The organism is Formosa agariphila KMM 3901 (assembly GCF_000723205.1).
Taxonomy (GTDB): Bacteria; Bacteroidota; Bacteroidia; order Flavobacteriales; family Flavobacteriaceae; genus Formosa; species Formosa agariphila.
In genome coordinates this window covers 3359058-3382850 of record NZ_HG315671.1, presented here as the reverse complement: position 1 = coordinate 3382850, position 23793 = coordinate 3359058, and the positions used below count along the sequence as shown (strand labels likewise).

The 23793-nt window shown below is 33.4% G+C and carries 21 protein-coding genes and 2 other annotated features; of the genes, 10 read left to right on the top strand and 11 right to left on the bottom strand.

Going from position 1 to position 23793, the window contains the following annotated elements; genetic code table 11:
- Positions 1 to 165 precede the first annotated feature (165 nt).
- The 3 genes from BN863_RS14155 to hemL are packed head-to-tail and all read left to right on the top strand — an operon-like array spanning position 166 to position 3212.
- Positions 166 to 1083 (top strand): 1-aminocyclopropane-1-carboxylate deaminase/D-cysteine desulfhydrase, encoded by a 918-nt coding sequence (locus tag BN863_RS14155; protein ID WP_084817548.1) that lies wholly within the window; start codon positions 166 to 168, stop codon positions 1081 to 1083.
- A 4-nt stretch (positions 1084 to 1087) separates the two neighbouring features.
- Positions 1088 to 1903: a glucosaminidase domain-containing protein gene (locus BN863_RS14150; protein WP_038531778.1), complete on the top strand. Its 816-nt coding sequence runs from the start codon at positions 1088 to 1090 to the stop codon at positions 1901 to 1903.
- A 16-nt stretch (positions 1904 to 1919) separates the two neighbouring features.
- Positions 1920 to 3212 (top strand): glutamate-1-semialdehyde 2,1-aminomutase, encoded by a 1293-nt coding sequence (gene hemL, locus BN863_RS14145; RefSeq protein ID WP_038531776.1) that lies wholly within the window; start codon positions 1920 to 1922, stop codon positions 3210 to 3212.
- 78 nt (positions 3213 to 3290) lie between these two features.
- Here the strand turns inward: hemL and BN863_RS14140 are convergent, their stop codons facing one another.
- Positions 3291 to 3779, bottom strand: a complete 489-nt coding sequence (locus BN863_RS14140) for a hypothetical protein (protein WP_148304620.1) — start codon at positions 3777 to 3779, stop codon at positions 3291 to 3293.
- Between the two features lie 64 nt (positions 3780 to 3843).
- Positions 3844 to 4428 (bottom strand): hypothetical protein, encoded by a 585-nt coding sequence (locus BN863_RS14135; protein ID WP_038531773.1) that lies wholly within the window; start codon positions 4426 to 4428, stop codon positions 3844 to 3846.
- Positions 4429 to 4927: 499 nt separating this feature from the next.
- Between BN863_RS14135 and BN863_RS14130 the strand changes: the two genes are divergently transcribed.
- The gene (locus tag BN863_RS14130; protein ID WP_038531772.1) at positions 4928 to 5596 is read left to right on the top strand and encodes a response regulator; all 669 of its coding nucleotides are present in this window, start codon (positions 4928 to 4930) and stop codon (positions 5594 to 5596) included.
- Positions 5597 to 5677: 81 nt separating this feature from the next.
- Here BN863_RS14130 and BN863_RS14125 read toward each other — a convergent pair whose 3' ends face one another.
- The 4 genes from BN863_RS14125 to lysS form a co-directional block, all read right to left on the bottom strand.
- Positions 5678 to 6157 (bottom strand): hypothetical protein, encoded by a 480-nt coding sequence (locus BN863_RS14125; protein ID WP_038531771.1) that lies wholly within the window; start codon positions 6155 to 6157, stop codon positions 5678 to 5680.
- A 114-nt stretch (positions 6158 to 6271) separates the two neighbouring features.
- Complete coding sequence (locus BN863_RS14120) at positions 6272 to 7147, bottom strand: endonuclease/exonuclease/phosphatase family protein (RefSeq protein ID WP_148304619.1); 876 nt, start codon at positions 7145 to 7147, stop codon at positions 6272 to 6274.
- 43 nt (positions 7148 to 7190) lie between these two features.
- The gene (locus tag BN863_RS14115) at positions 7191 to 8114 is read right to left on the bottom strand and encodes an endonuclease/exonuclease/phosphatase family protein (protein ID WP_148304618.1); all 924 of its coding nucleotides are present in this window, start codon (positions 8112 to 8114) and stop codon (positions 7191 to 7193) included.
- A gap of 3 nt (positions 8115 to 8117) precedes the next feature.
- Positions 8118 to 9815: a lysine--tRNA ligase gene (lysS, locus tag BN863_RS14110; RefSeq protein WP_038531767.1), complete on the bottom strand. Its 1698-nt coding sequence runs from the start codon at positions 9813 to 9815 to the stop codon at positions 8118 to 8120.
- A gap of 162 nt (positions 9816 to 9977) precedes the next feature.
- On the opposite strand from lysS, the gene BN863_RS18335 reads away from it, so the two are divergent.
- From BN863_RS18335 to BN863_RS14085, 5 genes are all read left to right on the top strand, one after another.
- The gene (locus BN863_RS18335) at positions 9978 to 10136 is read left to right on the top strand and encodes a YqaE/Pmp3 family membrane protein (RefSeq protein WP_084817547.1); all 159 of its coding nucleotides are present in this window, start codon (positions 9978 to 9980) and stop codon (positions 10134 to 10136) included.
- A 131-nt stretch (positions 10137 to 10267) separates the two neighbouring features.
- A complete protein-coding gene (locus BN863_RS14100) occupies positions 10268 to 11014 on the top strand; it encodes a hypothetical protein (RefSeq protein WP_038533684.1) in 747 nt (248 codons plus the stop codon).
- A gap of 177 nt (positions 11015 to 11191) precedes the next feature.
- Entirely contained in the window at positions 11192 to 11980 is a 789-nt protein-coding gene (locus tag BN863_RS14095) for a hypothetical protein (protein WP_038531766.1), read from the top strand.
- Positions 11981 to 11991: 11 nt separating this feature from the next.
- On the top strand, positions 11992 to 12708 hold the full coding sequence (gene lipB / locus BN863_RS14090; protein WP_038531765.1) for a lipoyl(octanoyl) transferase LipB: 717 nt from the start codon (positions 11992 to 11994) through the stop codon (positions 12706 to 12708).
- A 44-nt stretch (positions 12709 to 12752) separates the two neighbouring features.
- On the top strand, positions 12753 to 13445 hold the full coding sequence (locus BN863_RS14085; protein ID WP_038531764.1) for a TapB family protein: 693 nt from the start codon (positions 12753 to 12755) through the stop codon (positions 13443 to 13445).
- Between the two features lie 135 nt (positions 13446 to 13580).
- Here the strand turns inward: BN863_RS14085 and BN863_RS14080 are convergent, their stop codons facing one another.
- The 5 genes from BN863_RS14080 to BN863_RS14060 all read right to left on the bottom strand — a co-directional run bounded on the left by BN863_RS14080 (position 13581) and on the right by BN863_RS14060 (position 19523).
- Positions 13581 to 14777 (bottom strand): IS256 family transposase, encoded by a 1197-nt coding sequence (locus BN863_RS14080; protein ID WP_038527458.1) that lies wholly within the window; start codon positions 14775 to 14777, stop codon positions 13581 to 13583.
- A 106-nt stretch (positions 14778 to 14883) separates the two neighbouring features.
- Positions 14884 to 15201 carry a hypothetical protein gene (locus BN863_RS14075; RefSeq protein ID WP_038531763.1) on the bottom strand — a complete coding sequence of 106 codons (318 nt, stop codon included), beginning with the start codon at positions 15199 to 15201 and terminating at the stop codon, positions 14884 to 14886.
- Positions 15202 to 15321: 120 nt separating this feature from the next.
- Complete coding sequence (locus BN863_RS14070; RefSeq protein ID WP_038531762.1) at positions 15322 to 16371, bottom strand: nucleoid-associated protein; 1050 nt, start codon at positions 16369 to 16371, stop codon at positions 15322 to 15324.
- A gap of 90 nt (positions 16372 to 16461) precedes the next feature.
- Positions 16462 to 18894 carry a hypothetical protein gene (locus BN863_RS14065; protein WP_038531761.1) on the bottom strand — a complete coding sequence of 811 codons (2433 nt, stop codon included), beginning with the start codon at positions 18892 to 18894 and terminating at the stop codon, positions 16462 to 16464.
- A 29-nt stretch (positions 18895 to 18923) separates the two neighbouring features.
- Entirely contained in the window at positions 18924 to 19523 is a 600-nt protein-coding gene (locus BN863_RS14060) for a ribonuclease HII (protein ID WP_038531760.1), read from the bottom strand.
- 70 nt (positions 19524 to 19593) lie between these two features.
- Between BN863_RS14060 and BN863_RS14055 the strand changes: the two genes are divergently transcribed.
- Positions 19594 to 21561 carry a putative porin gene (locus BN863_RS14055; RefSeq protein WP_038531759.1) on the top strand — a complete coding sequence of 656 codons (1968 nt, stop codon included), beginning with the start codon at positions 19594 to 19596 and terminating at the stop codon, positions 21559 to 21561.
- 827 nt (positions 21562 to 22388) lie between these two features.
- Positions 22389 to 23252 (top strand) — a sequence feature (16S ribosomal RNA rRNA prediction is too short).
- A 1-nt stretch (position 23253) separates the two neighbouring features.
- Positions 23254 to 23763 (top strand) — a sequence feature (16S ribosomal RNA rRNA prediction is too short).
- The last annotated feature ends 30 nt before the right edge of the window (positions 23764 to 23793 follow it).

Here is a 23793-nt window from a genome sequence, read left to right as displayed (position 1 = left end):
TTGCTAATGCATTATTTAATCATTAAAAAAATCTTTTTTGCTCCTATAAATAAAGTTTAAGACATGATAATCTAAATCTTCTGTCGATTTTACTTAAAAAGCATTGTAAACCATTCATTTCCTTTATTTTGTAGGTCAAGAAAGTTTTAAAAATCAAGTTATTTTATGCTATTTTCTACACTTCCTAAACAGATTCCTAATGTGCCTATTCCTATAGCATCTAAAACTGGCATACAGTTAAGTATTAAGCGTGAAGATGAAATTCATCCGTTTGTTAGTGGGAATAAATACCGAAAATTACAGTATAATGTATTAGAAGCTCAAGATTTAGCTCACGATACCTTGTTAACATTTGGTGGTGCATATTCTAATCATATAGCGGCAGTTGCCTATGCAGGGAAAGTTTCAGGATTTAAAACCATTGGCATTGTTAGAGGTGAAGAATTAGCGCTAGAAACGCAATTAAACCCGACGCTCCAATTTGCAACCGATTGTGGTATGGATATTAAATATGTAACACGAAGTGATTATAGACGTAAAGAAGACAACGATTTTATTGAACACTTACAGCATGCTTTTGGTAATTTTTATTTAATTCCTGAAGGTGGAACGAATGCCTTGGCAGTAAAAGGCTGCGAGCATATTTTAACATCAGACGATTCAGAATTCGATTATATTTGTTGTGCTGTGGGAACAGGAGGTACTATTTCTGGACTTATAAATAGTAGTGAGCCACACCAAACCGTTTTAGGATTTCCTGCACTAAAAGGTGATTTTTTACAAAACAATATTAGTAAGTTTGTAACCAAATTAAATTGGGAATTAATAACCGATTATCATTTTGGAGGGTATGCTAAGATAAACCCAGATTTAGTGTCGTTTATAAATACATTTAAATCCAAATACACTATTCCTCTAGACCCTGTTTATACAGGAAAGGTTGTGTATGGTGTTATGGATTTAATTGAGAAACAATATTTTCCAGACGGTTCTAAAATATTAGTTATTCACACAGGAGGATTACAAGGTGTTGCAGGAATGAATTTGCAATTAGAAAAAAAGAAAATGCCCATAATTATATAAGTACATGAAGCAAATAGTTGTTATAGTAATGGTAGTTAGTGTACTGTTTAGTTGTGGTTCGCGTAAGCGTAAGCATAAGTCGTCTAAGTCTAAACATAGGACGGAGCACGTACAACGTAAAGAGGATTCACGAAAAATAGAAAACACAGACACTCCTGCAGAAACCCAGGAAATTGTTGTTCCAAAGGCTGTAAGTAGTACCGATGAATATATTAAATTATACAGTGATATTGCCATGGAAGAAATGAAATTTTATAATATCCCGGCAAGTATTACTCTAGCCCAAGGAATTTTAGAATCGGGTTCTGGGCGTGGTCGCTTAGCTGTAGAAGCCAATAATCATTTCGGAATTAAATGTCACGAATGGACAGGAGCTAGTATACGTCATGACGATGATGAAGACCAAGAATGCTTCAGAAAATACAAAGATGCTAAATATTCGTATCGAGACCACTCCTTGTTTCTAACAGAAAGAAAGCGCTATTCAGGTTTATTCGAATTAGATATAGACGATTATAAAGGCTGGGCTAAAGGTTTACGTGCCGCAGGTTATGCCACCGACAGAAAATATCCTGAAAAATTAATTTCCTTAATAGAACGCTATCAGTTATATACTTATGATGATGTTGTTACTGGAAAAGCACCAAAACGTGCTAAATCTAGTCTTTCAAATCCAGAAGATGTACACTATGTTGTAAAAGGGGATACTTTGTATTCCATTTCTAGGCGTTATAATATTTCGGTAAAAGAACTACAAAAACTAAACGGATTACGTGATACTACAATTTCTATTGGGCAAGCGTTGATTGTAAAATCCTAAACACAAAATTTATAGAATGAAATATACTAGAAGTAGTGCATTATTTGCTAATGCAGAACAAGTTATTCCTGGAGGTGTAAACTCTCCTGTTCGTGCTTTTAAAGCTGTAGGAGGAACTCCTATTTTTATAAAAGAAGCCAAAGGTGCGTATTTAATTGATGAAGATGATAATACGTTTATAGATTATATAAATTCTTGGGGACCTATGATTTTGGGTCATGCGTATCAGCCTGTGGTCGATGCCATTATTGAAAAAGCAAAATTAGGAACTTCGTTTGGGGCGCCTACAGAAATTGAAACTGAGATTGCTGCTTTGGCTGTTTCTATGGTTCCGAATATTGATAAAATACGTTTTGTGAATTCTGGAACAGAAGCTTGTATGAGTGCCGTGCGTTTGGCTCGAGGGTATACAGGGAAAGAAAAAATAATAAAATTTGCCGGGTGTTATCATGGGCATAGCGATTCGTTTTTAATTCAAGCGGGTAGTGGTGCTGTAACGTTTGGAAGTCCGAATAGTCCAGGGGTAACAAACGGTACGGCTCAAGATACTTTACTTGCAAAATATAATGATATAGACCATGTAAAATCCATAATTGAAGCAAATCCTAACGATATTGCTTGTATTATTTTAGAACCCGTTGCAGGAAATATGGGATGTGTACCACCACAAGCTAATTTTCTACAAAAATTAAGAGCGCTATGCGATGAGCACAATATACTGCTTGTTTTCGATGAGGTTATGACGGGCTTTAGATTGGCACGTGGAGGCGCACAAGAACTATTTAATGTGAAAGCCGATATTGTGTGTTTTGGAAAAGTAATTGGTGGCGGATTGCCAGTAGGAGCTTTTGCTGCAAGCGAGGAGATTATGAATTATTTAGCTCCGCTTGGTCCTGTGTATCAAGCTGGAACTTTAAGTGGGAACCCGTTAGCTATGGCAGCAGGTTTGGCCATGTTAAAAGCCTTAGAAAGCGATGCGGAAATTTTTAACCGTTTGGCTGAAAAGACCGAATATTTACATAAAGGGATTACAAAAGTATTAAACGATCATAAAATCGTACACACCATAAACCGTGTGGGATCTATGATTTCAGTGCATTTCTCGGGAACGCCGGTAGTCGATTTTGAAACTTCTGCAAAAGGGAATAACGAAAATTTTAAAACATTTTTTCATGGTATGTTAAACCAGGGCGTATATATAGCACCAAGTGCTTTCGAAACGTGGTTCATTACCGATGCTTTAACCTACGAAGATTTAGATAAAACCATAAATGCAGTACATAAAGTAGCATCTACTTTACAGAAATAAATAGGTAAAACTATAATTTAAATACAACAAAACAGGCTTTCTCTAATTTAAGAAAACCTGTTTTGTTGTATTTGTATTTTATCTTGCCGTAATCGGGTTCCATAATGAATTCAAATTAAAGTCGTCTTGAAACATGCCGCTATAGGGATTAAATCCTTCAGGAAGGAATTTTTTTAAATCGGGACTTAAATAATTAATATCGTCTAGGTGATTTTCAATGCTTATATTATTTAAATCTATAATTGTAAAAATGTTAAACGATTGTAAATTAGACACTGTTTGATTATGAAAATTTAAATGTTCTGAATCACTGTTTAATTTATGTTTTAATGAAGGGTTTGATGATGGAATTTGAGGCGATTCATAATTAATTGGAATTTCAAATTTAGATTTTGTGATGATATAATTTACTTCAGGTTGCTTATTCTCATTCACACTATAAACAGCTTTTAAATTGAGGCTTTGAGTACTGGCAAATTCTATTCCTACCTTTTTAGAACTCATTTGTGCGCTTAAAGTATGAGTGCTAAAAAGTAAGAGTAGCGCACTTATTACTATCCATTTCATAATTACTGTTTTTAGGTTGATTTAAAATCTAATTAATATATAATGGGAGAATTATAAATTAGGTTTAGATAATGTTTCCTTTATCATCAGACTTAACGGTTTTAGATTGTTTACCATTAGATATTTTTACTTTGTATGTGGTTACGTGTCCTTTATTTTTCTGATAAACTACACTACAGATGTTGGTGTTAAATCTCCAGTCTGGATATGCTTTCATAATATTTACTATTACCGCTTTTGGTAAAGCAACATTTTTATATTGCTCTTGAGAAGACTTAATTTCTCCAGAATCGTCGTAGTTTACAGACATATTTCCACGTTTGGTATTGAAAACAACATTGTAACTAGATTTAGATTTTTCGTTATAATTTTCAGAGTTCTTTACATCATATTTTGCGGCACGTTGTTGTAAAACCTTTACATAAGTTGCATTATCAGTAAAGACAGCGCTATTAATGTATGTAGCATTAACACCAGTAGTTGTAACCGATCTTTTAGAGGTGTTTAAATTTGTGATAGCTGCTAAATCTTTACTTTGATTTACCGCAACAGACGTTTTAGATTCGAAAGCTTCGGGTGATTCGATAATTTGTGCATAGAAGTTGTTTATTAAAAACAAGCTAAATAAAAGTGCAATGAGATTTTTCATGAGTTCTAAGTTTTAAAGATTAATAATGTATTTGAATCAAATTTAGAATGTTACATCCCTTTTTTTTAGCGAGTAAGTACCAGAAAAAATTAAAGGGGTTTCTACCTAAGCAGATGTACGTAATTTTAAAATCAGGATTTTGTGAGCTTTTTTTGTTATATTTAATTGAAATTGCATCTGTTGAGTAAAGTTTCTTTTCTTGTTCTAAAATGATTGTTATTAAAGATAGGATGAGTTACTTGAAGATTTTAGCGTAGAAATTTCTCATTTTTATCTAGGTGTTTATACGTGTTTTCTAATGGTAACCCTTAATTATCTCCCAAATTTATATTAAAGAGCCTATCTTAGCTTCAAAGGTTCTTTTTTAAAATTAATAGCACAGTTATCATTTTTTAGTTCTATAAATAGATACGATTAAGTATTTGTTTGAAGATTACCAACTAAATGGTGTAACAACATTACAGACGATGAGTCTTTATTAGTAGTTAATGTAAAGAAAATGGAATCTACTCCCATACACGTGGTTTTAGCTGACGACGTTCAATTATTTCGAAAAGGCATTTGCTTCCTTCTGGAACGTGATGAGGAATTGGTTGTGGATTATGAGGCCTCAAATGGTAAAGAATTAGTTGCCTATTTAAGAACCTCTAAACTTCCGGATATTGTGTTAACAGATTTAAATATGCCAGAACTTAATGGTGTAGAAGCTACTAAAATTATCCATAAAGAATTTCCAGATTTAAAAATTGTTGCTTTAACAAGTTATAATTCTAAACCTTGTATTTTAAATATGATTCATTTAGGAGTGGCGTGTTTTTTGCCTAAAAATGTAAAACCTGCTGAATTGGTAAGTGCTTTAAAAGAAGTGTATAGTTCGGGGTTTTACTATTCTAATGAAGTTATGAGATTTATTCATGAAAATTTAACTCATAAAGGAAAACCTGTTAAAAGCGATTTTGATAAATCGTATTTAACAAGCCGAGAGCTTGAAGTGTTAAGTTTAATTTGCAAACAGTTTAAAACATCTGAAATTGCCGATAAATTATGTATTAGTCCGCGTACTGTAGAAGGACACCGAAATAATTTATTGCTAAAAACCGAATCTAAAAATGTAGTAGGATTGGTAACCTATGCAATTAGAAATAATTTATTAAATTTTTTAAATTGAACGAACTAGCAAGCATTTAAAACAAAAGCGGCAAAACTATCTAGTTTTGCCGCTTTTGTTTTAAATGCTATATGGAATTAATTATCCTCGTCTTCCTTCTTGTCGTCCTTTGTCTTCTCTGCTTCCACGGTCATGTCTTCCTTTGTTGTGGTGTTTTAGATTGCTTTCCCAAGTAATATATTGGTCACTTTTTAGGATGCTTTTCATCTTGTTTTTAATTGTAATCTGGTTGTCTAATCTGGCTACCATTTTATCGTAACGCTCTTGATTTGTTGGTTTAGTACCAGACTCTTTAGCTTTTTTAAAGGCTTCACGAGTTTTTTGTCTTTCTTTAGCTTGTACTAAGTTTAGGTTGTAAACCTCTTTTTGCTGAGCATCTGTAAGGTCTAATTCTAAAGTCATTTTTTTGGTGTGAAGCGTTGCTTGTTGTTCAGGAGTAAAATTTGCTCGCTGCATGCGCATTTCGGTGTTATTTTTTCCTTTTTTTTCGCCTCTTTCTGGGTTCTGGGCAATTGCACTAAAAGAAATTAATGCTAATGCTAAAATCATTACTTTTTTCATGGTTCTTGTGTTAAAAATTATACTATTAAGACCAATGCTTTTTTAAAAAGTTTAAATGGAATGTCTTTTTTAACAGTGTATTAACGCAAGAAAAATTAAAGTAAACTCTATTTATTAACGAAGTTTAAATTGACCAATTAGCATGGCGTGGTCTGAATTTATTAAGAAGTGTTTGTTTAATTTTAAGGGTTCCCATCTTCTATTTAACCAAAACTGATCAATTTCTAAGAGTGGTAAAACGGTGGGCCATGTGGCTGTTATGCCGTTGTTATATTTATGAAAACTTTCAAAATTAGTATTAAACTGTTTAAAGTAGAAACTTTCGTAAGGGGTATTAAAATCTCCTATTACAAAATCTATATTTTGAGATTCAGCGATTTCTCGCACTTTGTTGAGGTCGTATTTTTTAGACTCAGAAGGGTTAGCCAACAAATCTGTAATTAGAATGGTAATTCGATGATTATGAATGGTTGTTGAAACAAAATTATACTTAGAACTTGCTGAGATATCTTTATAATCTATAGTATTGATTTCGCCTTTAACGGCAATAATCATCTCGCCTTCCAGCTGTTTAATAACATAAGACGGAAACTGTTTTTTGAATTTTAATAAGTCTCCTTCTAAAATATCTTTAGCTTCAACCAAGACAACCAGCTCTGGTTTATAGGTTTTCATATTTCTAAATAAAAGGTCTAGAGGTAAGTGTTTAGGTCGTGCAATATTCCAATATAGAATAGCGTGTGTTTTTAATAATTCCTGAGCCGAAGGCGCTTCAGTTTTAAAGTAATAATTATTATACCAGTAAGCAGAGAGTAATAGATTTATGCAAAGTAGAACTGTAGCTAGTGTTTTATGTTTGTAAAGAAGTAAGCAGGTGAGGTAGCCAAAAGCGACTATTAAAATTAATGGAACCGCATTAAAAACAACTATAAATGGTTGTATTTGGTCTTTGAGTATAAAATGAATACTTAATAAAAATACATATACCATAATAAGGTATATTTTATACTTGAAAAAAACTTTAATCATGATGTTATGGCCTTCTTTTAAATTTTCCAACCATTAGGCCGTGATCAGATTTAGAATTAAAATCTTTGTGTAGTAGTATTGGTTGCCATTTGTTATGAAGCCACATATGGTCTATTTCTATTAGTGGTAATTTAGAGGGCCAAGTTCCTGTAAATCCATTGTTATAATTGTGGAAACTTTCAAAACGTGGTTTAAAACTATCAAAAAAGTGGCTTTCGTAAGGTGTATTAAAATCTCCTATGACAAAATCAATAGGATTTGAATCGACTATGGATAACATATTTTTAAAATCCTTTCGTTTAGATAACGCAGGATTAGCTAACAAATCTGTAATCAGAAATGTAACTTTATAATCCTGAATGGTCGCTGTAACAAGGTTCGATTTAGAACCATTCGAGATTTTATTAAATGTTACAGTGTCAATTTTTCCTTGAACAGCAATAAGCATTTCACCTTCTAAATGTTTTATATCATATAAAGGATATTGTTTTTTTAAAGCTAAAAGGTCTATTTCCGACACGTCTTTAGCTTCTACAAAAGCAATAATTTCAGGGTTATAAGTCTGAATGTTTTCTGCAATAATATCTAAAGGCAATTTGTCAGGACGAGAAATATTCCAATAAAAAATAGAATATGTCTGCTCTGCAGAATTAAGGGTAGTATCGTAAGTATTATAATGGAAATTGTTATACCAATATATGCAAACCAAAATATTCATACAGAGTACAACAATGGAAATCACTTTATGTTTATATACCGATAATGACACTAAAAATCCATATGCTATGACCAATATTAGCGGACAAGCATAAAAAATAAAGATTAGTGGTGAAATACGATCCTTTAAAACAAAATGGATGAGCAATAAAAAAGCATACCAAAAAAGAAGGTATGCTTTTGCTTTGTATTTAAAAATGAATTGAATCATATATTATCCATTAAGAACAACAAACAAACCATCGTCTGTCTTGTCTACCTTGGCAATTCCTAATTTAGTTAAACCTTTAATGGTTTTATCCCATTTCTTGTTGCTTAATTGAGACTGCGATTTAAGCGCATTTAAATCTATAGGTGAGTTTGTTTTCAGAATATTGAAAACTGCTTTTTCATCTTCAGACATATCTACTTGTTTTTTCTCCGGACGCATTTGCGGGAAAAACAATACTTCTTGAATCGATTGATTGTTGGTTAAGAACATGATTAAACGATCCATACCAATTCCCATACCAGAGGTAGGAGGCATACCATATTCTAGAGCACGTAAGAAATCGTAGTCTATAAATTCTGTAGCTTCGTCGTCTCCTTTTTGAGCTAATTTTAATTGGTGCTCAAAACGTTCTCGTTGGTCTATAGGGTCGTTAAGTTCTGAATATGCATTTGCAATTTCTTTACCACAAACCATTAACTCGAAACGCTCAGTTAATTCTGGGTTGTCTCTATGCTCTTTGCAAAGCGGACTCATCTCTTTAGGATAATCTGTAATGTACGTTGGCTGTATGTAGTTCCCTTCACATTTTTCACCAAAAATCTCATCAATCAGTTTTCCTTTACCCATAGTGTCGTCAACTTGGATACCCATACCTTTTGCAGCTTCACGAATTTCATCTTCAGATTTTCCAGTAATATCAAATCCTGTAAAATGCTTAATAGAATCTGCCATGGTTACACGAGCGTACGGTGCTTTAAAGTCTATTTCATGTTTCCCGAAAGTTGCTTTTGTAGTTCCATTTACAGCAATTGCACAATGTTCTAAAAGTTTCTCACAGAAATCCATCATCCAGTTGTAATCTTTGTAAGACACATAGATTTCCATTGCTGTAAATTCTGGATTGTGAGTTCTGTCCATTCCTTCGTTACGGAAGTTTTTAGAAAACTCGTAAACACCATCAAACCCACCAACAATTAAACGTTTTAGGTATAATTCGTTAGCAATTCGCATATATAATGGAATGTCTAAACTATTGTGGTGCGTAATAAATGGACGTGCCGCAGCACCTCCAGGAATAGGTTGTAAAACAGGCGTCTCAACTTCAAAATAACCAGATTCGTTAAAGAAGCTACGCATTGCGTTAAATAACTTAGTACGTTTTATAAAAACTTCTTTTACATGTGGGTTTACTACTAAATCGGCATAACGTTGTCTGTAACGTTGTTCAGGATCTGTAAAAGCATCGTGTACTTTTCCTTCGGTATCTACACGAGGTTGAGGTAACGGGCGTAACGATTTACTTAAAATAGTAAAGTCTTTTACCATGATGGTTTTTTCGCCTACTTTGGTGGTGAATAATTCACCTTCAATACCAACGAAATCTCCTATATCTAATAATTTTTTGTAAATAGTATTGTACTTGGTTTTATCTTCGCCTGTACAAATTTCATCACGATTAAAATAGACCTGAATACGGCCTTCGCTGTCTTGCACTTCTGCAAAACTTGCGTTTCCTTGTATTCTACGTGACATTAATCGTCCGGCAATTATCACTTTCTTGCCTTCTTCAAAATCGGTTTTAACCTGTTTACTAGTGTGGGTTAACGGATAAAGGTCTGCTGGATAAGGATTAATTCCTAACTCACGAAGTTTGCTCAGCTTTTCTCTTCTTACGATTTCTTGCTCTGATAATTGCGACATATTAAGTTGTTATGTTTAATTTTTAACGCACAAAGATAATTACTATTGGTAACACTATCAATATAATATTATCTAAATACTGTTTAGAATTTTTTTAGTGTAACAATCGTTAAGTTGATGCGTCTTATTTGTGCATCATCAATCAATTTAAAATCAATTAAAATGAGCATTTGGAGAGTTCTTCTTTCAATTATTTGCCCGCCCTTGGCTGTAATAGGTAAGGGATGTGGATCGGTACTTATCGTGTTTCTGCTGTGGCTTTGTGGCTGGGTTCCTGGAGTTATCGCTGCATTAGTCATTTTAAATAATCCAAAACGCTGATTCTTGAGCGTTTTTTTTTACCTCCCAATATTCAGGGATTTTAATCGGGATGGAAGTCATTAGGTGAAAAATGAGACTGCTTTTTATAGATAAGTAAGTATCTTTGTCACTACTATTAAATGAAACCAACCATGAAAAAATTTTACGTATCGAGTTTATTTATAATGTTACTGACGTTGTGCAGTTGCAATTTCTCTGAAAACATTTATATTAATGAAGACGGCAGCGGTAAAATGTCATTTAAATTTGATGGCTCACAGCTTATGCAAATGGGCGGAGAGACTTTAACAGATTCTAATGAAAAGGTTCTAGATTCAACAATTATTTTTAAAGATTTTTTAGAAGCTAAAAAAGATAGTATAGCAACACTTCCTAAATCGGAACAAGAAAAGCTTAAGGCTTTAGAACGCTTTAAGATGCATATGTTAATGGATCCTAATGCTAATAAAATGCTTATAGATGTTAACACCGATTTTAAAGATGTAAACGAACTAGAAGATATGTTTGAAGTGCTTAATAAAGCCAACGAATTGAAAGAAACCAACAAGTCGCAGCAAACCAGTCCGTTAGCAAAAATGGGAGCAACAGAGGCTAGCGAAGTGAGTTATAGCTATTCTGGAAATGTGTTTAAAAGAATTGTCACTGTAGCAGATCAAGAACTTTTAGAAGCAACAAAAGATAGTTTGGTTGACGCTGAAATGATTTTGGCAGCATCTACCTATACTTTAAATTATCATTTTCCAAAGAAAATTAAATCGGTATCTCTAGAAAATGCCATGTTTAGCGAAGATCATAAAAGTTTTACTGCCGAACTCAGTTTTAAGGACTATTTAACCAACCCGGAGAGTTTTAACGTAGAAGTAATTTTAGAAGATTAAAAACGTCTAAACACATAGCAAAGCTTTTACCGTTCGGTCATCGTATTGGATTTATAATTATCGGGTTTAAAAATAATACTTGATTTTATTTCGTAAACTAAATGAAGCTTGTCAAATTACTCAAAAACGATAAAACTCTATCTTTGTATGCTTAACAATCCTTTTAATACCATATAAATGCCACGTTTTTTTATTTTATTTGTTTGGTTGTCAGCTTTTGTTTTAACGAGCTGTAACTATACCGAAGAAATTACATTTCACCCAGATGGTTCTGGAGAATTTCTTATGAGCTATGATATGAGTGAGGCTATGACGAGCATCAAGAAAATAGGAGGAAATGAAGAAGCTTATAAAAAAGAGGAAAAGGTAGATAGTATCATCTATTTTAAAGATATTTTAAAAGAGCAAGCCGATAGTATTTCAAAATTACCACAAGACGAACAGGATAATTTAAAATCCTTAGAATCGATGATGATGCGTGTGCAATCGAATTACGAAACCGAAGTGTTCAACCTTGGATTTGGTTCTGTTTTTAAATCTATTACAGAATTTCCTGAAATCTTAAAAAATATAGGTAAAGCAAAAGCGTTTAATGCAAGAGGAAGCACCGAGTTTTCTAAAATGGATAGGAGTGAAGTGGCAAAATCGGTTAATAATATGCTTAAACATCTACAGTTTGCTTTCGATGGCAAACAGTTTTCTAGAACGCTTAAAGCTGGTTACGAACCCTCGGCCGAAGCCCTTGCAAAATTAAACGAAGAAATGAAAATGATGGGTGAAGAAGAAGAAACCCTAAAAGCAATGACATATACTCTTGTTTATCATTTTCCGAAAGAGATAAAATCGGTTTCTAATACACATGCATTGATTAGTGAAGACCGAAAAACAGTGACTCTTGAACAGAACTATATAGATATGATTAAAAATTCAGAATTAATGATTTTAAAAGTGGTTCTAAAAGATTAAAAAATTGCACATTGAATAAGACAGTCCAATTACAAGATTTAGGTTTAAAAGATTATAAAGACACTTGGGATTACCAAGAAGATTTATTTAAACAAATCGTTGATTTAAAAATTCAGAATAGGAGAGAAGGTACCCAAATCCCGACTCCTAATTATTTTCTTTTTGTAGAGCATCCTCATGTGTATACTTTAGGTAAAAGCGGACACATGTCTAATATGTTATTAGACGAGGAGCAATTAAAGGAAAAAGGAGCAACGTTTTATAAAATAAATCGAGGTGGCGATATTACATATCATGGTCCAGGACAAATTGTTGGTTATCCTATTTTAGATTTAGATAATTTCTTTACAGACATACATAAATACTTACGTTTTTTAGAAGAAGTTATTATACTTACATTAAGTGAGTATGGGGTAGCTTCTGAACGTAGTCCAGGCGAAACTGGAGTTTGGTTAGATGTTGGCACTCCGTTTGCTAGAAAAATTTGTGCTATGGGTGTTCGTGCGAGCCGTTGGGTAACAATGCATGGTTTTGCCTTAAATGTAAATGCCAATTTAGGGTATTTCGATAATATTATTCCATGTGGTATTCGAGGAAAAGCGGTAACATCTTTAAATGTTGAATTGGCTGTTAAAACAGTAGATGAAATAGAATTGAAAGCTAAAATTCAGAAACATTTTTGTGAACTCTTTGAAGCAGAATTTATTGTAAAACCTATCGAATATTAGATATTATCTATAACGTTTACATCAATTAAAAAATGAAATCAATTATGAAAAATGCAATTAAAAGCGTTTTGTTTATAGTGGTATTAGTAAGCTGTTTTTCTGCTCTAGGACAATCTTGTAGCGATTATTATCCTATGGAAAAAGGCGTGTCTTTTGAATTAACTCATTTTAATGATAAAGGAAAAGAAGATGCGGTTAGACGTAATACAATAATTGAAGATTCTATAGGTGTGGCTGTAATTAATACAGTTGTTACAGATGTTAATGGGAAGGAAACAATTAATGCCGAATATAAAATAACTTGCGATACCGAGAATGTTACTATAGATATAAATGAGGTTTTAAGTGAAACTTTAAAATCAGCGCTTTCTGAATCGGATAAAGAAGTAACAGCTTTAGTAATAGGAGGCAATTTAATTGTACCAAATGATTTAAAGCAAGAACAAATTTTACCGAATTCGGATATCGAAATGGATGTTGAAGTGGGAGATTTAAAACTTAAATTTAGAGTTAAAACAACAGATAGAAAAGTTGTTGGTGAAGAACGTATTTCTGTTCCAGCTGGTAATTTTGATTGTATTGTGATTTCTCAAAAAGTTGAAACTAAAATGATGATGACCAAAAGAGGTGAGTCTAAAATTTGGTTAGCTCAAGGTGTAGGTGTTGTAAAACAGGAAGACTACGATGAGCAAGGCAAAGTAATCGCTTCGGAGAAATTAACTAAATTCTCGAAATAAGATTATTAGTTTAAAATTTAAAAAATCCCAATAGGTTTTAAAGCCTGTTGGGATTTTTTATAGAAAGAATTGTTTTAATAATCTATGACACTATCCTAAAAAGTGTGTAAGTTCAAAATTTCAGGGTTAGGTTATTTATAACTTAATCCTGTTTTCAAATATAGCTAAAAATTGATTTAGTATCACTCCCCAATTTCTGATTGGCATGGTCCATTTTTTAGTGCTTTCTCTCAAAGCTAAAAACACGGATTTCATAACTGCTTCATCGGTTGGAAACGAGAGTTTGTTTTTTGTGTATTTCCGTATCTTTCCATTTAGGTTTTCTATAAGATTTGTGGTGTAGATTATGGTTCTTATTTCAATAGGAAAATCAAAGAATACTGTAAGCTCATCCCAATTATTTTCCCAACTTTTAATGGCGTAAGAATATTTAGAATCCCATTTAGTTTTGAAGTCATTTAAAGCAGCTTTGGCAGCTTCTTTTGTAGGAGCAGTATAGATTTGCTTCATGTCACGAGTAAATTCCTTTTTGTCCTTCCAGACCACGTAACGACACGAATTTCTTATTTGATGCACAACACAAATTTGAGTCGTTGATTTCGGAAAAATAGTTTTAATAGTATCCGTAAATCCATTTAAATTATCGGTAGCTGTGATAAGTATATCTTGAGTTCCTCGAGCTTTAATATCGGTTAAAACACTCATCCAAAAGGCTGAAGATTCATTTTTACCTAACCATAATCCTAGGACTTCCTTTTTGCCATCTGTTCTCAGGCCTACTGCAATATAAATAGTCTTGTTTATGACTTTAGAGTTTTCCCTAACTTTAAATACGATGCCATCCATCCAAACAATTAGGTAAGTGGCCTCCAAAGGCCTGTTCCGCCAAGCAATAACATCTTCTGTAATCTTATCTGTAATCCTTGAAATAGTGGATGTAGAAATATTAAAATCGTACAGCTCACGTATTTGTTCTTCAATATCACTGTTACTCATGCCTTTGGCATAAAGCGATATAATAATATTTTCGATGCCTTCTGTTGTACTTTCTCTTTTCTTTACAATTAAAGGATTAAAAGAACTATCACGGTCTCGAGGAACTTGAATCTCTGTTTCTCCTAAAACGGATTTTAATTTCTTTTTAGTGTAACCATTTCGAAGGTTGGCTGCTTTACTTTTTTTGTGCTTATCGTAGTCTAAATGGGCATCTAGTTCCCCTTCTAGTAACTTCTCAATACCACGTTTGTGCAACTGTTCTAAAAAGGATGTTAGCTCTGGTGCATTCTTGAATTGTTTTAAAAAGTCTTCGTTTAATAAATCTTCTGGTTTCATAAGTGTGTAAAAGTTAAAATTAATGAATAAAAAAATCTCAGATTAATATTTAACCTGAGATTTTAAAACTTACACAGTTTATGAGATACTGCCTAATCTACTCTAGTTATCTCGCCAATAATTTCTTAGACACTTTATAAGTTGCAGTGTATTGCATACCTTCTTGCTCACGTTTTAAATGGCTAAATTCTCTTTTATACCAATTTACATCAGTTGCTTTTTTTCTAAACATATCGTGGTTTATGGTTTTGTGCTCTTCACCATTAAACATTGTTTTAATATCGTAAATAGCAATTCCGAAATGTTCAGATTGTTTTAAGACTTCAGAAAAATCTTCTTCAGAGAAATAAAAATTACCATTATTGTCGTCATGCTTTGCTAATCCAGCAAATACATTTTTTTCTAAAAATTCTTCTTGTGTCATTTTATAATGCTTTAAGTCTGTTGTACTAATGTAACTGTTAATGTTATTAGGGTGAAATCTGTTATAAATGTTCCTGCCTTTTTACGAAAGCAAAGTTAAATACTTTTACGGTAAAATGTATTATCCTTCAGTATTAAAGAACACCTTATAATAATACATCTTTTTTTCTTCGTCGAAACCGCGTTCTAAATATTCACTTGCAGCGTCTGGTGCATCAATATCTAGCTTAATTTGTATTTGAGTATCGAGTTTAATTTCGGTTTTAATTTTAGCCTTTTGTTTTTTAACTACGGGTTCGGCAACATCAAACTGATTTAAAATAAGAAACTCCTGTTCGCCTTCAAACGACTTCTTGTAATCGTCGAATAAGGTTTTATGTTTATCATCTTCAAAAACTTCTTCCTTGAAGTTTTCAATATTTACAAATTCGTGTTCCTTAAAGTAGTCAACTGTTTTTGCTAAAAATATATTTTGTTCTTGGTTTCCGTAACTGGTTTTTAAAACTTCAGTAGAAAACTCTTTACATAACTCGATATAATTTTGGGTATGCGAATTAAAATCGTTGGCGTATTTAATGTTTAAGAAGTTATTAATCCAATATTGTGCATCGTAATTGTTATTATCTACGGTTAATACAATAGGGCCTTCGGCGTCTGTCTGATTTAATATTAAACACCCTTTGTCTACTTTCTTGGTGTTTATTCCTTGTTGTACGGCAACGTCGTAACTATTGCCTTCTAGGTATGTTTGAAAGAAATTCGATTTGCTCTCAATTTTAAAAATGCCGACAGCATTCGTTACGATTTCGTTAAATTCTATCCCTTCAAAAATAGCGACTATAACATCTCCAGTTTTAATTTGTGCAGAGTTCGATTGCTCGTATAAATGCTTTACAACGTTTTTAGAAACATCTATAAAATGAGTTTCATCAGCAAAAATATCTCCAGCGTAATTGTTAATTTCATTCAGTTTAATATCTGCATGGTGATTAAAACGATGACTCTGCACTACAGATCCGAATGGTCTTAGTAAGAATGGTAGCATTAAATCGTAACTCGCTTCGTCAAACTGTATTTCATTTTCTGAAAAAGCATTCTTAGTATCGTTAAATTTATTTCCAACTTTATGAATTATAAACTTAGAAATCGAGGCGTTATTACGTTTTATCATGTCTTTTTAATCTTAAAATTTAAGGGATGCAATAGTACTAAATTCGCTTCAGCTTTTATAATAAAAAAGCGTTGTAAACCATGTTAGTTTTTAATTAATCTGATATATAATTATTGCATTGTCGTTGCCTTTGGTAACAGCTTCTAAAGGCTTGTCTTTATCTAGATTAGCTAAATCTATGGCGCTTGTTCCGTAAACAGGGAAATTAGAAATTTCTACACCTTGGCTGTCAAACACATAAACTTTTTGAGCTTGTAAATCTGTGGTGGTTACATAGATTTTATTATTTATAAGATACAATTTTGCAGGCGTATAACTTCCGAAATCTAATTCTAAGGTTTTATCTCTTATAGTTAGTTTGTTGCCCGATTGCGCAACCATGGTTCTAGTTGTTGCATCTATATGATGATTTTCTCCAAGATTTAAATTCTCGCTAGAGACTTTTCCGTTTGTATCTACAAGAATTAAATCACCTTGGTCTGTAGTTGTTGCAAATTTATTATTGTACACATATACAGCTTCTTTAGAAAAGGTGAACGATTTATTAGGTGTAACACGTACTTGACCTGTTCTGCTTAATATGTATAGTTTATCGCTTGTTTTAAAAACTAAATAATCCTTTCCGCGAACTCTAAAATGTTGTGGCTTGTGGATAATGGTTTTGTTTGCTTTCTTAAAATTAAAACCTTTAACCGTTTTTCCTTGGGCATCGTACATTAACACGTCTTGATCCTGAATAACCAATAATCTATACTTCTTATTATTGTCGTAATCGAAAACAGCTAATGGTTGCGTAACTTTATCTTTAAAGTTTATTGGGAACGGTTTGGCATCTCTTCCGTTTCTGTCTAATACATATAAGTGGTGAGCTGTGGTGAATGCTAACTGAAGTCTACCATTTTTATACATATCTATTTGAGAAATCTCTCCAAGAATAGCTTCGTCTAATTGTTTTTTCCAAAGCACTTTCCCTTTATTAGAAATTAAATACAAGTTATTTTTTACATCTTGTACTACAATTTCCTTTTCGCCAGAAATATGATTGGTTACAAATTGTGGATTGTTTAAAAGCTCTGCATCTAATTTGATGTTTAACTCTTGGCTAACCGAGTTTTCTTTAGCTTTAGTTCTAGTTTTCTTTATAACAGCGTTTACATGCGCAAAATTATAGTCGTATATATATTGTATGGCCGAAATGCGGTAATCGTTAGTTTTTACTTTAGAACCAACATTAAAGTTAGACTCTAAGACATCTGCTAATAAATTAGAATTTCCTACTAATAATAAAGACGATGCATCGCTCAAGTCTTCAGTAATGCTATGATAAAAATCGCGTTTAGATAAAGTTGAGTTATTTTGAAAAGCGACAATTATATTTTGAAGTAACTCTAAGTTATCTGAAAACACAAAAAAGGAATCTAATTCTGCATAATAAGAAGCGGTTGTTGTTTTAATAAGCGGAGAGAATGTATTTACAAACCAGTCAGGATGTTCAAACTTTTTAATCTCTATTTGGCGAAAGGTCTCTAATGGTTCTTGCGAATCGAGTAACGCTTCATTAGTTGCAATAACGTCTAAACTTAGTAAAGCGATTGCGCGATGCTCGTTTTTATAAATTACACCAATTTCATTTGTGTTGTCAAATAAGGTGGTTTCTGGTGGTTCTTGGTTATTATATGCAACCAAGTTGGCTTGTAAGTTGCTAAAGTCTTGGTAGGTTAAACTTAAAAATCCATCTGAATCTTCTGGAGTAATTTCAGAGATTCTGTTTTCCTGTGGAATGGTGTTCTTAAAAATATTGATTAATAAATTTGTAGAATCAGGAGCTTTAGTTATACCGTTTAAAGTAATTTGGTCTTGGGTAATATCGGTGTCTAAAGCAATGTATTTTGTGAAATTTTGAAGCGGAATAGAATCTGAACTAAAAAATACTGTTGATGGTTTTAAATTTTCGGTATCTAAGATTACCGCGAATGTTTTTTCTGTAGCTGTAGTGTTATATATTCTTTGAAATTCTGCACTTACTGGTTTTATGTTTAGACTGTTTTCAATTATAGTTTTCGAGGTAGAACCTATAAAAACACTATCTATAACAACACTATATAAAATCTCGGTGTTGAGTTGTGTTTTTGTAATTGTGGTATTTTTAAATTTTGAATGTTCTTGTTTTGGTTGAGATAACGAATCGAACTGAAATAAATCTGCTGTGTATTTTGTAATTAAGGTAACTTGTGTGCTATCTAAATTATCTTCAGAAAAACAGAAAAGAGCTTCAGACTTTGGTTTAAAAGCTGTTGTGTTTTTAAAAACGTTATCTAATGATTTGTAAAATGATGCCGTTTTAAATTCCTGAATTAAATCGTTGTTAGTTAGGCTGCTCTTAAGGTCTTCAATATTATTAGTTTTTATTAAAGTTGAAGTTCCTTCGGGAACAAATTCAATTAAACTACGATGTGTAGAAGTATTAGTTTCGCAACTAAATAGAAACATACTAACAAATAGGGCTAAGAAAAGCACTCTCATAAACGAAATTTTTTTACAAATATAGAAAGTTATATATCTAATTTTAACTGATCGGGCAGTAATCTAAAAGATAGACGGTGGTATTTCGTTGGGCCATATTTTTTTATGGCAGCACGATGTTCTTTTGTAGGGTATCCTTTATTGCGTTTCCAATTGTACATAGGGTATTCTTCATGAATAGAATTCATGTAAGCATCGCGATATGTTTTTGCCAAAATAGAAGCAGCAGCAATGTTTAAATATTTTCCATCACCTTTAATAATAGTTTCAAAAGGGACGTCTAAATACGGTTTAAAGCGGTTACCATCTACAATAATAAATTCAGGTTTCGGATTTAATTTGGCTATAGATAATTGCATGGCATGAATAGACGCGTTTAAAATATTTATCTCATCTATTTTATTAGGAAAAACATGTGCAACTCCAAAAGAAATGGCTTCCAGTTCTATGATTGGCTTGAGTAAATCTCGTTTCTTTTCAGATAATTGTTTGGAGTCGTTTAATATAATGTTGTTAAATGTTTTTGGTAAAATTACGGCAGCAGCTGTAACGGGTCCGGCTAAACATCCGCGTCCAGCTTCGTCTGTGCCACATTCATTATCGAATTCAGAATAGTTAAGAGCAAGCATTTAAATTATAGTTTTGTTTAATACGGATATCATATTTTGTATTTACCTTTGCAAGGTCTAAAAAATAATTATGAAGCAAATCATTCTGTCATTCTTTTTATTGTGTTTTACTCCAATGGTCTTTTCACAAGTTAGTGAATTTGATAAGAGTACTCAAGGTGAAAGAGACGATGCTACAAATAAGAACGAATTAAATCAAAAATTACAAGATACTACAGTTGCAATGCGAGGTGATCAAAAACTTGCTAAAATTGAACAATACCTTATTGTATCTAATTTAAACGATACAACCTATGTGGACACCACTTTGTCCTTGAAGAAAGAATACAAATTTAACTATTTACGAAAGGATAACTTTAATCTTATTTCGTTTTCCAATATGGGACAAACGTATAATACATTGAGTTACGATTTTAAGTCTGAACGTTTAATGCCCGAATTGGGCGCAAGAGGAAAATCTTTTGCATCTAGAACTGTTGAAGATGTAAACTATTACCATGTGCCAACTCCATTAACCGAATTGTTTTATAAAACAGCTTTCGAGCAAGGTCAGGTGGCTAAGGGCTTTTTTACAGTAAATACATCAGAACAATTTAATTTCTCTATTTCGTATAAAGGAATGCGTTCCTTAGGGCATTATCAGCACATTATTGCAAGTTCTGGCGATTTTGAATTTACTACAAATTATAAAACTAAAAACGAACGTTATATAGTAAAATCTCATTTCATTGCTCAGAAATTAGAAAATGAAGAAAATGGGGGGTTAACAGATGAGGGCATGGGGTATTTTGAGTCTGGAGATCCAGAGTTTTTAGACCGTGGTGTTTTTGATGTTAATTTTGAAGATGCCGATAATTTACTAAAAGAGAAACGTTTTCATTTAGATCATCGCTATTATATTGTAAAGCCAAGCGATTCTTTAGCGAAGCACAGTTTAAATGTAAACCACATACTTACGTTTCAAGACCAATCTTTTCAATTCAATCAAGATGCTGCAAACGATTATTTTGGAGATGCGTTTAAATCGACTGGGTTAAGTGATCGTGCTTCATTAGAAGATTTTTATAATGAACTACAGCTAAACTATAGCAATACCCTTTTAGGGGATTTACAGTTTAATGTAAGTCATGACAATTATAATTATGGTTATGACCAAATTGTGATTTTAGACGGACAAAACATTACGAATAGATTAAAAGGGAATGTTTTAGCCGTTGGAGGTAAATATCATAATAAATTTGGAGGGTTCGATATCTACGGAGATGCAGGTTTAAATGTAACAGGCGATTTCGCAGGAAACTACTTTACTGGAAAAGCGGCTTATCAGTTTACAGATGATATTTTAATGAGTGCAGAGATTAATCATAATGCCTCTCAACCTAACTACAATTTTTTACTGTATCAAAGTGATTATCTAAATTACAATTGGCAAACTAATTTTAGCACAGAGAAAACTCAGCAGTTAAGTTATAAATTAGAATCTGATAAGTTATTGAATCTAACTGTGGATTATTCTACAATAACAGATTATGCTTATTTTGCAAAAGATGAAGATGGAGGTGTTAAGCCGTATCAAAACGGAGAAACCATTACCTATTTAAGAGTCCGATTGGATAAAGAAATTAGGTTCGGACATTTCGCTTTAGATAATTCTATAATGTATCAGAACGTACAGGATGATAACCAGGTAATGAACATGCCTGAATTTGTAACACGTAACACCCTATATTATAGAAACGAATTTTTTAAAAAAGCTTTACTTTTAGAAACAGGAATTACGTTTAATTACTTTACAGAGTATTATATGAATGCATATGATCCATTGTTATCGGAGTTTTATGTGCAAACAGATCGTGAGTATGGGAGTTTTCCTCGTTTAGATTTCTTTTTGAATGCAAAAATTCAACAAACACGTATCTTTTTTAAAGTTGAACATTTTAACGCACCTCTTACGGGTTACGATTATTATTCAGCGCCTAATTATCCGTACCGTGATTTAACCATACGTTTTGGAATTGTATGGAACTTCTTCTTGTAATATGTAAATTATTCTTTTAACCGATATAAGTAGCCCCTTGTTTTAATTACTGAAACAAGGGGCTACTTATATATAGTCAGTTCTGTTAGTTTAATGAGTGAGAATAGGAGATGTAAAACAGATTTATAGTTTATGTAAGTTGATTTTTCTGGATTTTCTAAATAATCTAATGGGTTTACGTCTATATATAGCTGGTGTTAGATGTCTTTAAAAGATTTAGATATAGAGTAGAATCTCGCATTCCGTTTAAGGTTGAGTATTTTAATTAGTTTGTAACCCATTAGTAACAATGTATTTACAAATTATTTCAAAAAAAGGTTATAATAAATTAGTTTAATAAGAAAGAAAGGTGGTATATTTGCACCCGCTTAGCGACACAACTACGGTAGTTTAGTTAGGCAAAATGTTCATTAGCAGAGTTTTATTTATTAGATTTAGATTAGTTTCAAAAAAAGATAAAAAAAGCTTGTTAGTAACAAAAAAGGGTGTAAGTTTGCACCCGCTAAAAACGGCAACGTTTTTAGAAAAGAAAGTTCTTTACAAATTGTTTTATTGGAGTTGAAAACGTTTTAAAAATGGGTTCAAAAAAAAACTTCAAAAAAACATTGTGAGATTAAAAAAAGGGTTTTATATTTGCACCCGCTTAACGAGGAAACGAGTTAAGAAACACAGAGAAATAAGTTCATTAACATATTGAATTGACAGCGTAGATAATAACTGGAAACGGTTATTATCAACAAAAAAGAATAAACCATTTTGAGTACCAACATTTAATTCCATTAGTTGTTAAAAGTAATAGTCGAAAGACTTAAAAATTTAACGATGAAGAGTTTGATCCTGGCTCAGGATGAACGCTAGCGGCAGGCTTAACACATGCAAGTCGAGGGGTAACAGGGAGCTTGCTCCGCTGACGACCGGCGCACGGGTGCGTAACGCGTATGCAATCTACCTTTTACAGGGGAATAGCCCAGAGAAATTTGGATTAATGCCTCATAGTATATAGTTGTGGCATCACAATTATATTAAAGATTTATCGGTAAAAGATGAGCATGCGTTCTATTAGTTAGTTGGTAAGGTAACGGCTTACCAAGACTACGATAGATAGGGGCCCTGAGAGGGGGATCCCCCACACTGGTACTGAGACACGGACCAGACTCCTACGGGAGGCAGCAGTGAGGAATATTGGACAATGGGCGAGAGCCTGATCCAGCCATGCCGCGTGCAGGAAGACTGCCCTATGGGTTGTAAACTGCTTTTATACAGGAAGAAACACTGCTACGTGTAGCAGCTTGACGGTACTGTAAGAATAAGGATCGGCTAACTCCGTGCCAGCAGCCGCGGTAATACGGAGGATCCAAGCGTTATCCGGAATCATTGGGTTTAAAGGGTCCGTAGGTGGACAATTAAGTCAGAGGTGAAATCTTGCAGCTCAACTGTAAAATTGCCTTTGATACTGGTTGTCTTGAGTTATTATGAAGTAGTTAGAATATGTAGTGTAGCGGTGAAATGCATAGATATTACATAGAATACCAATTGCGAAGGCAGATTACTAATAATCAACTGACACTGATGGACGAAAGCGTGGGTAGCGAACAGGATTAGATACCCTGGTAGTCCACGCCGTAAACGATGGTTACTAGCTGTTCGGACTTCGGTCTGAGTGGCTAAGCGAAAGTGATAAGTAACCCACCTGGGGAGTACGTTCGCAAGAATGAAACTCAAAGGAATTGACGGGGGCCCGCACAAGCGGTGGAGCATGTGGTTTAATTCGATGATACGCGAGGAACCTTACCAGGGCTTAAATGTAGATTGACAGGACTAGAGATAGTTTTTTCTTCGGACAATTTACAAGGTGCTGCATGGTTGTCGTCAGCTCGTGCCGTGAGGTGTCAGGTTAAGTCCTATAACGAGCGCAACCCCTGTTGTTAGTTGCCAGCGAGTCAAGTCGGGAACTCTAACAAGACTGCCAGTGCAAACTGTGAGGAAGGTGGGGATGACGTCAAATCATCACGGCCCTTACGTCCTGGGCTACACACGTGCTACAATGGTAGGGACAGAGAGCAGCCACTGGGTGACCAGGAGCGAATCTATAAACCCTATCACAGTTCGGATCGGAGTCTGCAACTCGACTCCGTGAAGCTGGAATCGCTAGTAATCGCATATCAGCCATGATGCGGTGAATACGTTCCCGGGCCTTGTACACACCGCCCGTCAAGCCATGGAAGTTGGAAG

What these genes read in the sequence shown, in the direction of transcription:
- BN863_RS14155 (WP_084817548.1), top strand. Translation starts at nt 166, where the DNA reads ATGCTATTTTCTACACTTCCTAAACAGATTCCTAATGTGCCTATTCCT.
- BN863_RS14150 (WP_038531778.1), top strand. Translation starts at nt 1,088, where the DNA reads ATGAAGCAAATAGTTGTTATAGTAATGGTAGTTAGTGTACTGTTTAGT.
- hemL (WP_038531776.1), top strand. Translation starts at nt 1,920, where the DNA reads ATGAAATATACTAGAAGTAGTGCATTATTTGCTAATGCAGAACAAGTT.
- BN863_RS14140 (WP_148304620.1), bottom strand. Translation starts at nt 3,779, where the DNA reads ATGAAATGGATAGTAATAAGTGCGCTACTCTTACTTTTTAGCACTCAT.
- BN863_RS14135 (WP_038531773.1), bottom strand. Translation starts at nt 4,428, where the DNA reads ATGAAAAATCTCATTGCACTTTTATTTAGCTTGTTTTTAATAAACAAC.
- BN863_RS14130 (WP_038531772.1), top strand. Translation starts at nt 4,928, where the DNA reads ATGGAATCTACTCCCATACACGTGGTTTTAGCTGACGACGTTCAATTA.
- BN863_RS14125 (WP_038531771.1), bottom strand. Translation starts at nt 6,157, where the DNA reads ATGAAAAAAGTAATGATTTTAGCATTAGCATTAATTTCTTTTAGTGCA.
- BN863_RS14120 (WP_148304619.1), bottom strand. Translation starts at nt 7,147, where the DNA reads ATGGTATATGTATTTTTATTAAGTATTCATTTTATACTCAAAGACCAA.
- BN863_RS14115 (WP_148304618.1), bottom strand. Translation starts at nt 8,114, where the DNA reads ATGATTCAATTCATTTTTAAATACAAAGCAAAAGCATACCTTCTTTTT.
- lysS (WP_038531767.1), bottom strand. Translation starts at nt 9,815, where the DNA reads ATGTCGCAATTATCAGAGCAAGAAATCGTAAGAAGAGAAAAGCTGAGC.
- BN863_RS18335 (WP_084817547.1), top strand. Translation starts at nt 9,978, where the DNA reads ATGAGCATTTGGAGAGTTCTTCTTTCAATTATTTGCCCGCCCTTGGCT.
- BN863_RS14100 (WP_038533684.1), top strand. Translation starts at nt 10,268, where the DNA reads ATGAAAAAATTTTACGTATCGAGTTTATTTATAATGTTACTGACGTTG.
- BN863_RS14095 (WP_038531766.1), top strand. Translation starts at nt 11,192, where the DNA reads ATGCCACGTTTTTTTATTTTATTTGTTTGGTTGTCAGCTTTTGTTTTA.
- BN863_RS14085 (WP_038531764.1), top strand. Translation starts at nt 12,753, where the DNA reads ATGAAAAATGCAATTAAAAGCGTTTTGTTTATAGTGGTATTAGTAAGC.
- BN863_RS14080 (WP_038527458.1), bottom strand. Translation starts at nt 14,777, where the DNA reads ATGAAACCAGAAGATTTATTAAACGAAGACTTTTTAAAACAATTCAAG.
- BN863_RS14075 (WP_038531763.1), bottom strand. Translation starts at nt 15,201, where the DNA reads ATGACACAAGAAGAATTTTTAGAAAAAAATGTATTTGCTGGATTAGCA.
- BN863_RS14070 (WP_038531762.1), bottom strand. Translation starts at nt 16,371, where the DNA reads ATGATAAAACGTAATAACGCCTCGATTTCTAAGTTTATAATTCATAAA.
- BN863_RS14065 (WP_038531761.1), bottom strand. Translation starts at nt 18,894, where the DNA reads ATGAGAGTGCTTTTCTTAGCCCTATTTGTTAGTATGTTTCTATTTAGT.
- BN863_RS14060 (WP_038531760.1), bottom strand. Translation starts at nt 19,523, where the DNA reads ATGCTTGCTCTTAACTATTCTGAATTCGATAATGAATGTGGCACAGAC.
- BN863_RS14055 (WP_038531759.1), top strand. Translation starts at nt 19,594, where the DNA reads ATGAAGCAAATCATTCTGTCATTCTTTTTATTGTGTTTTACTCCAATG.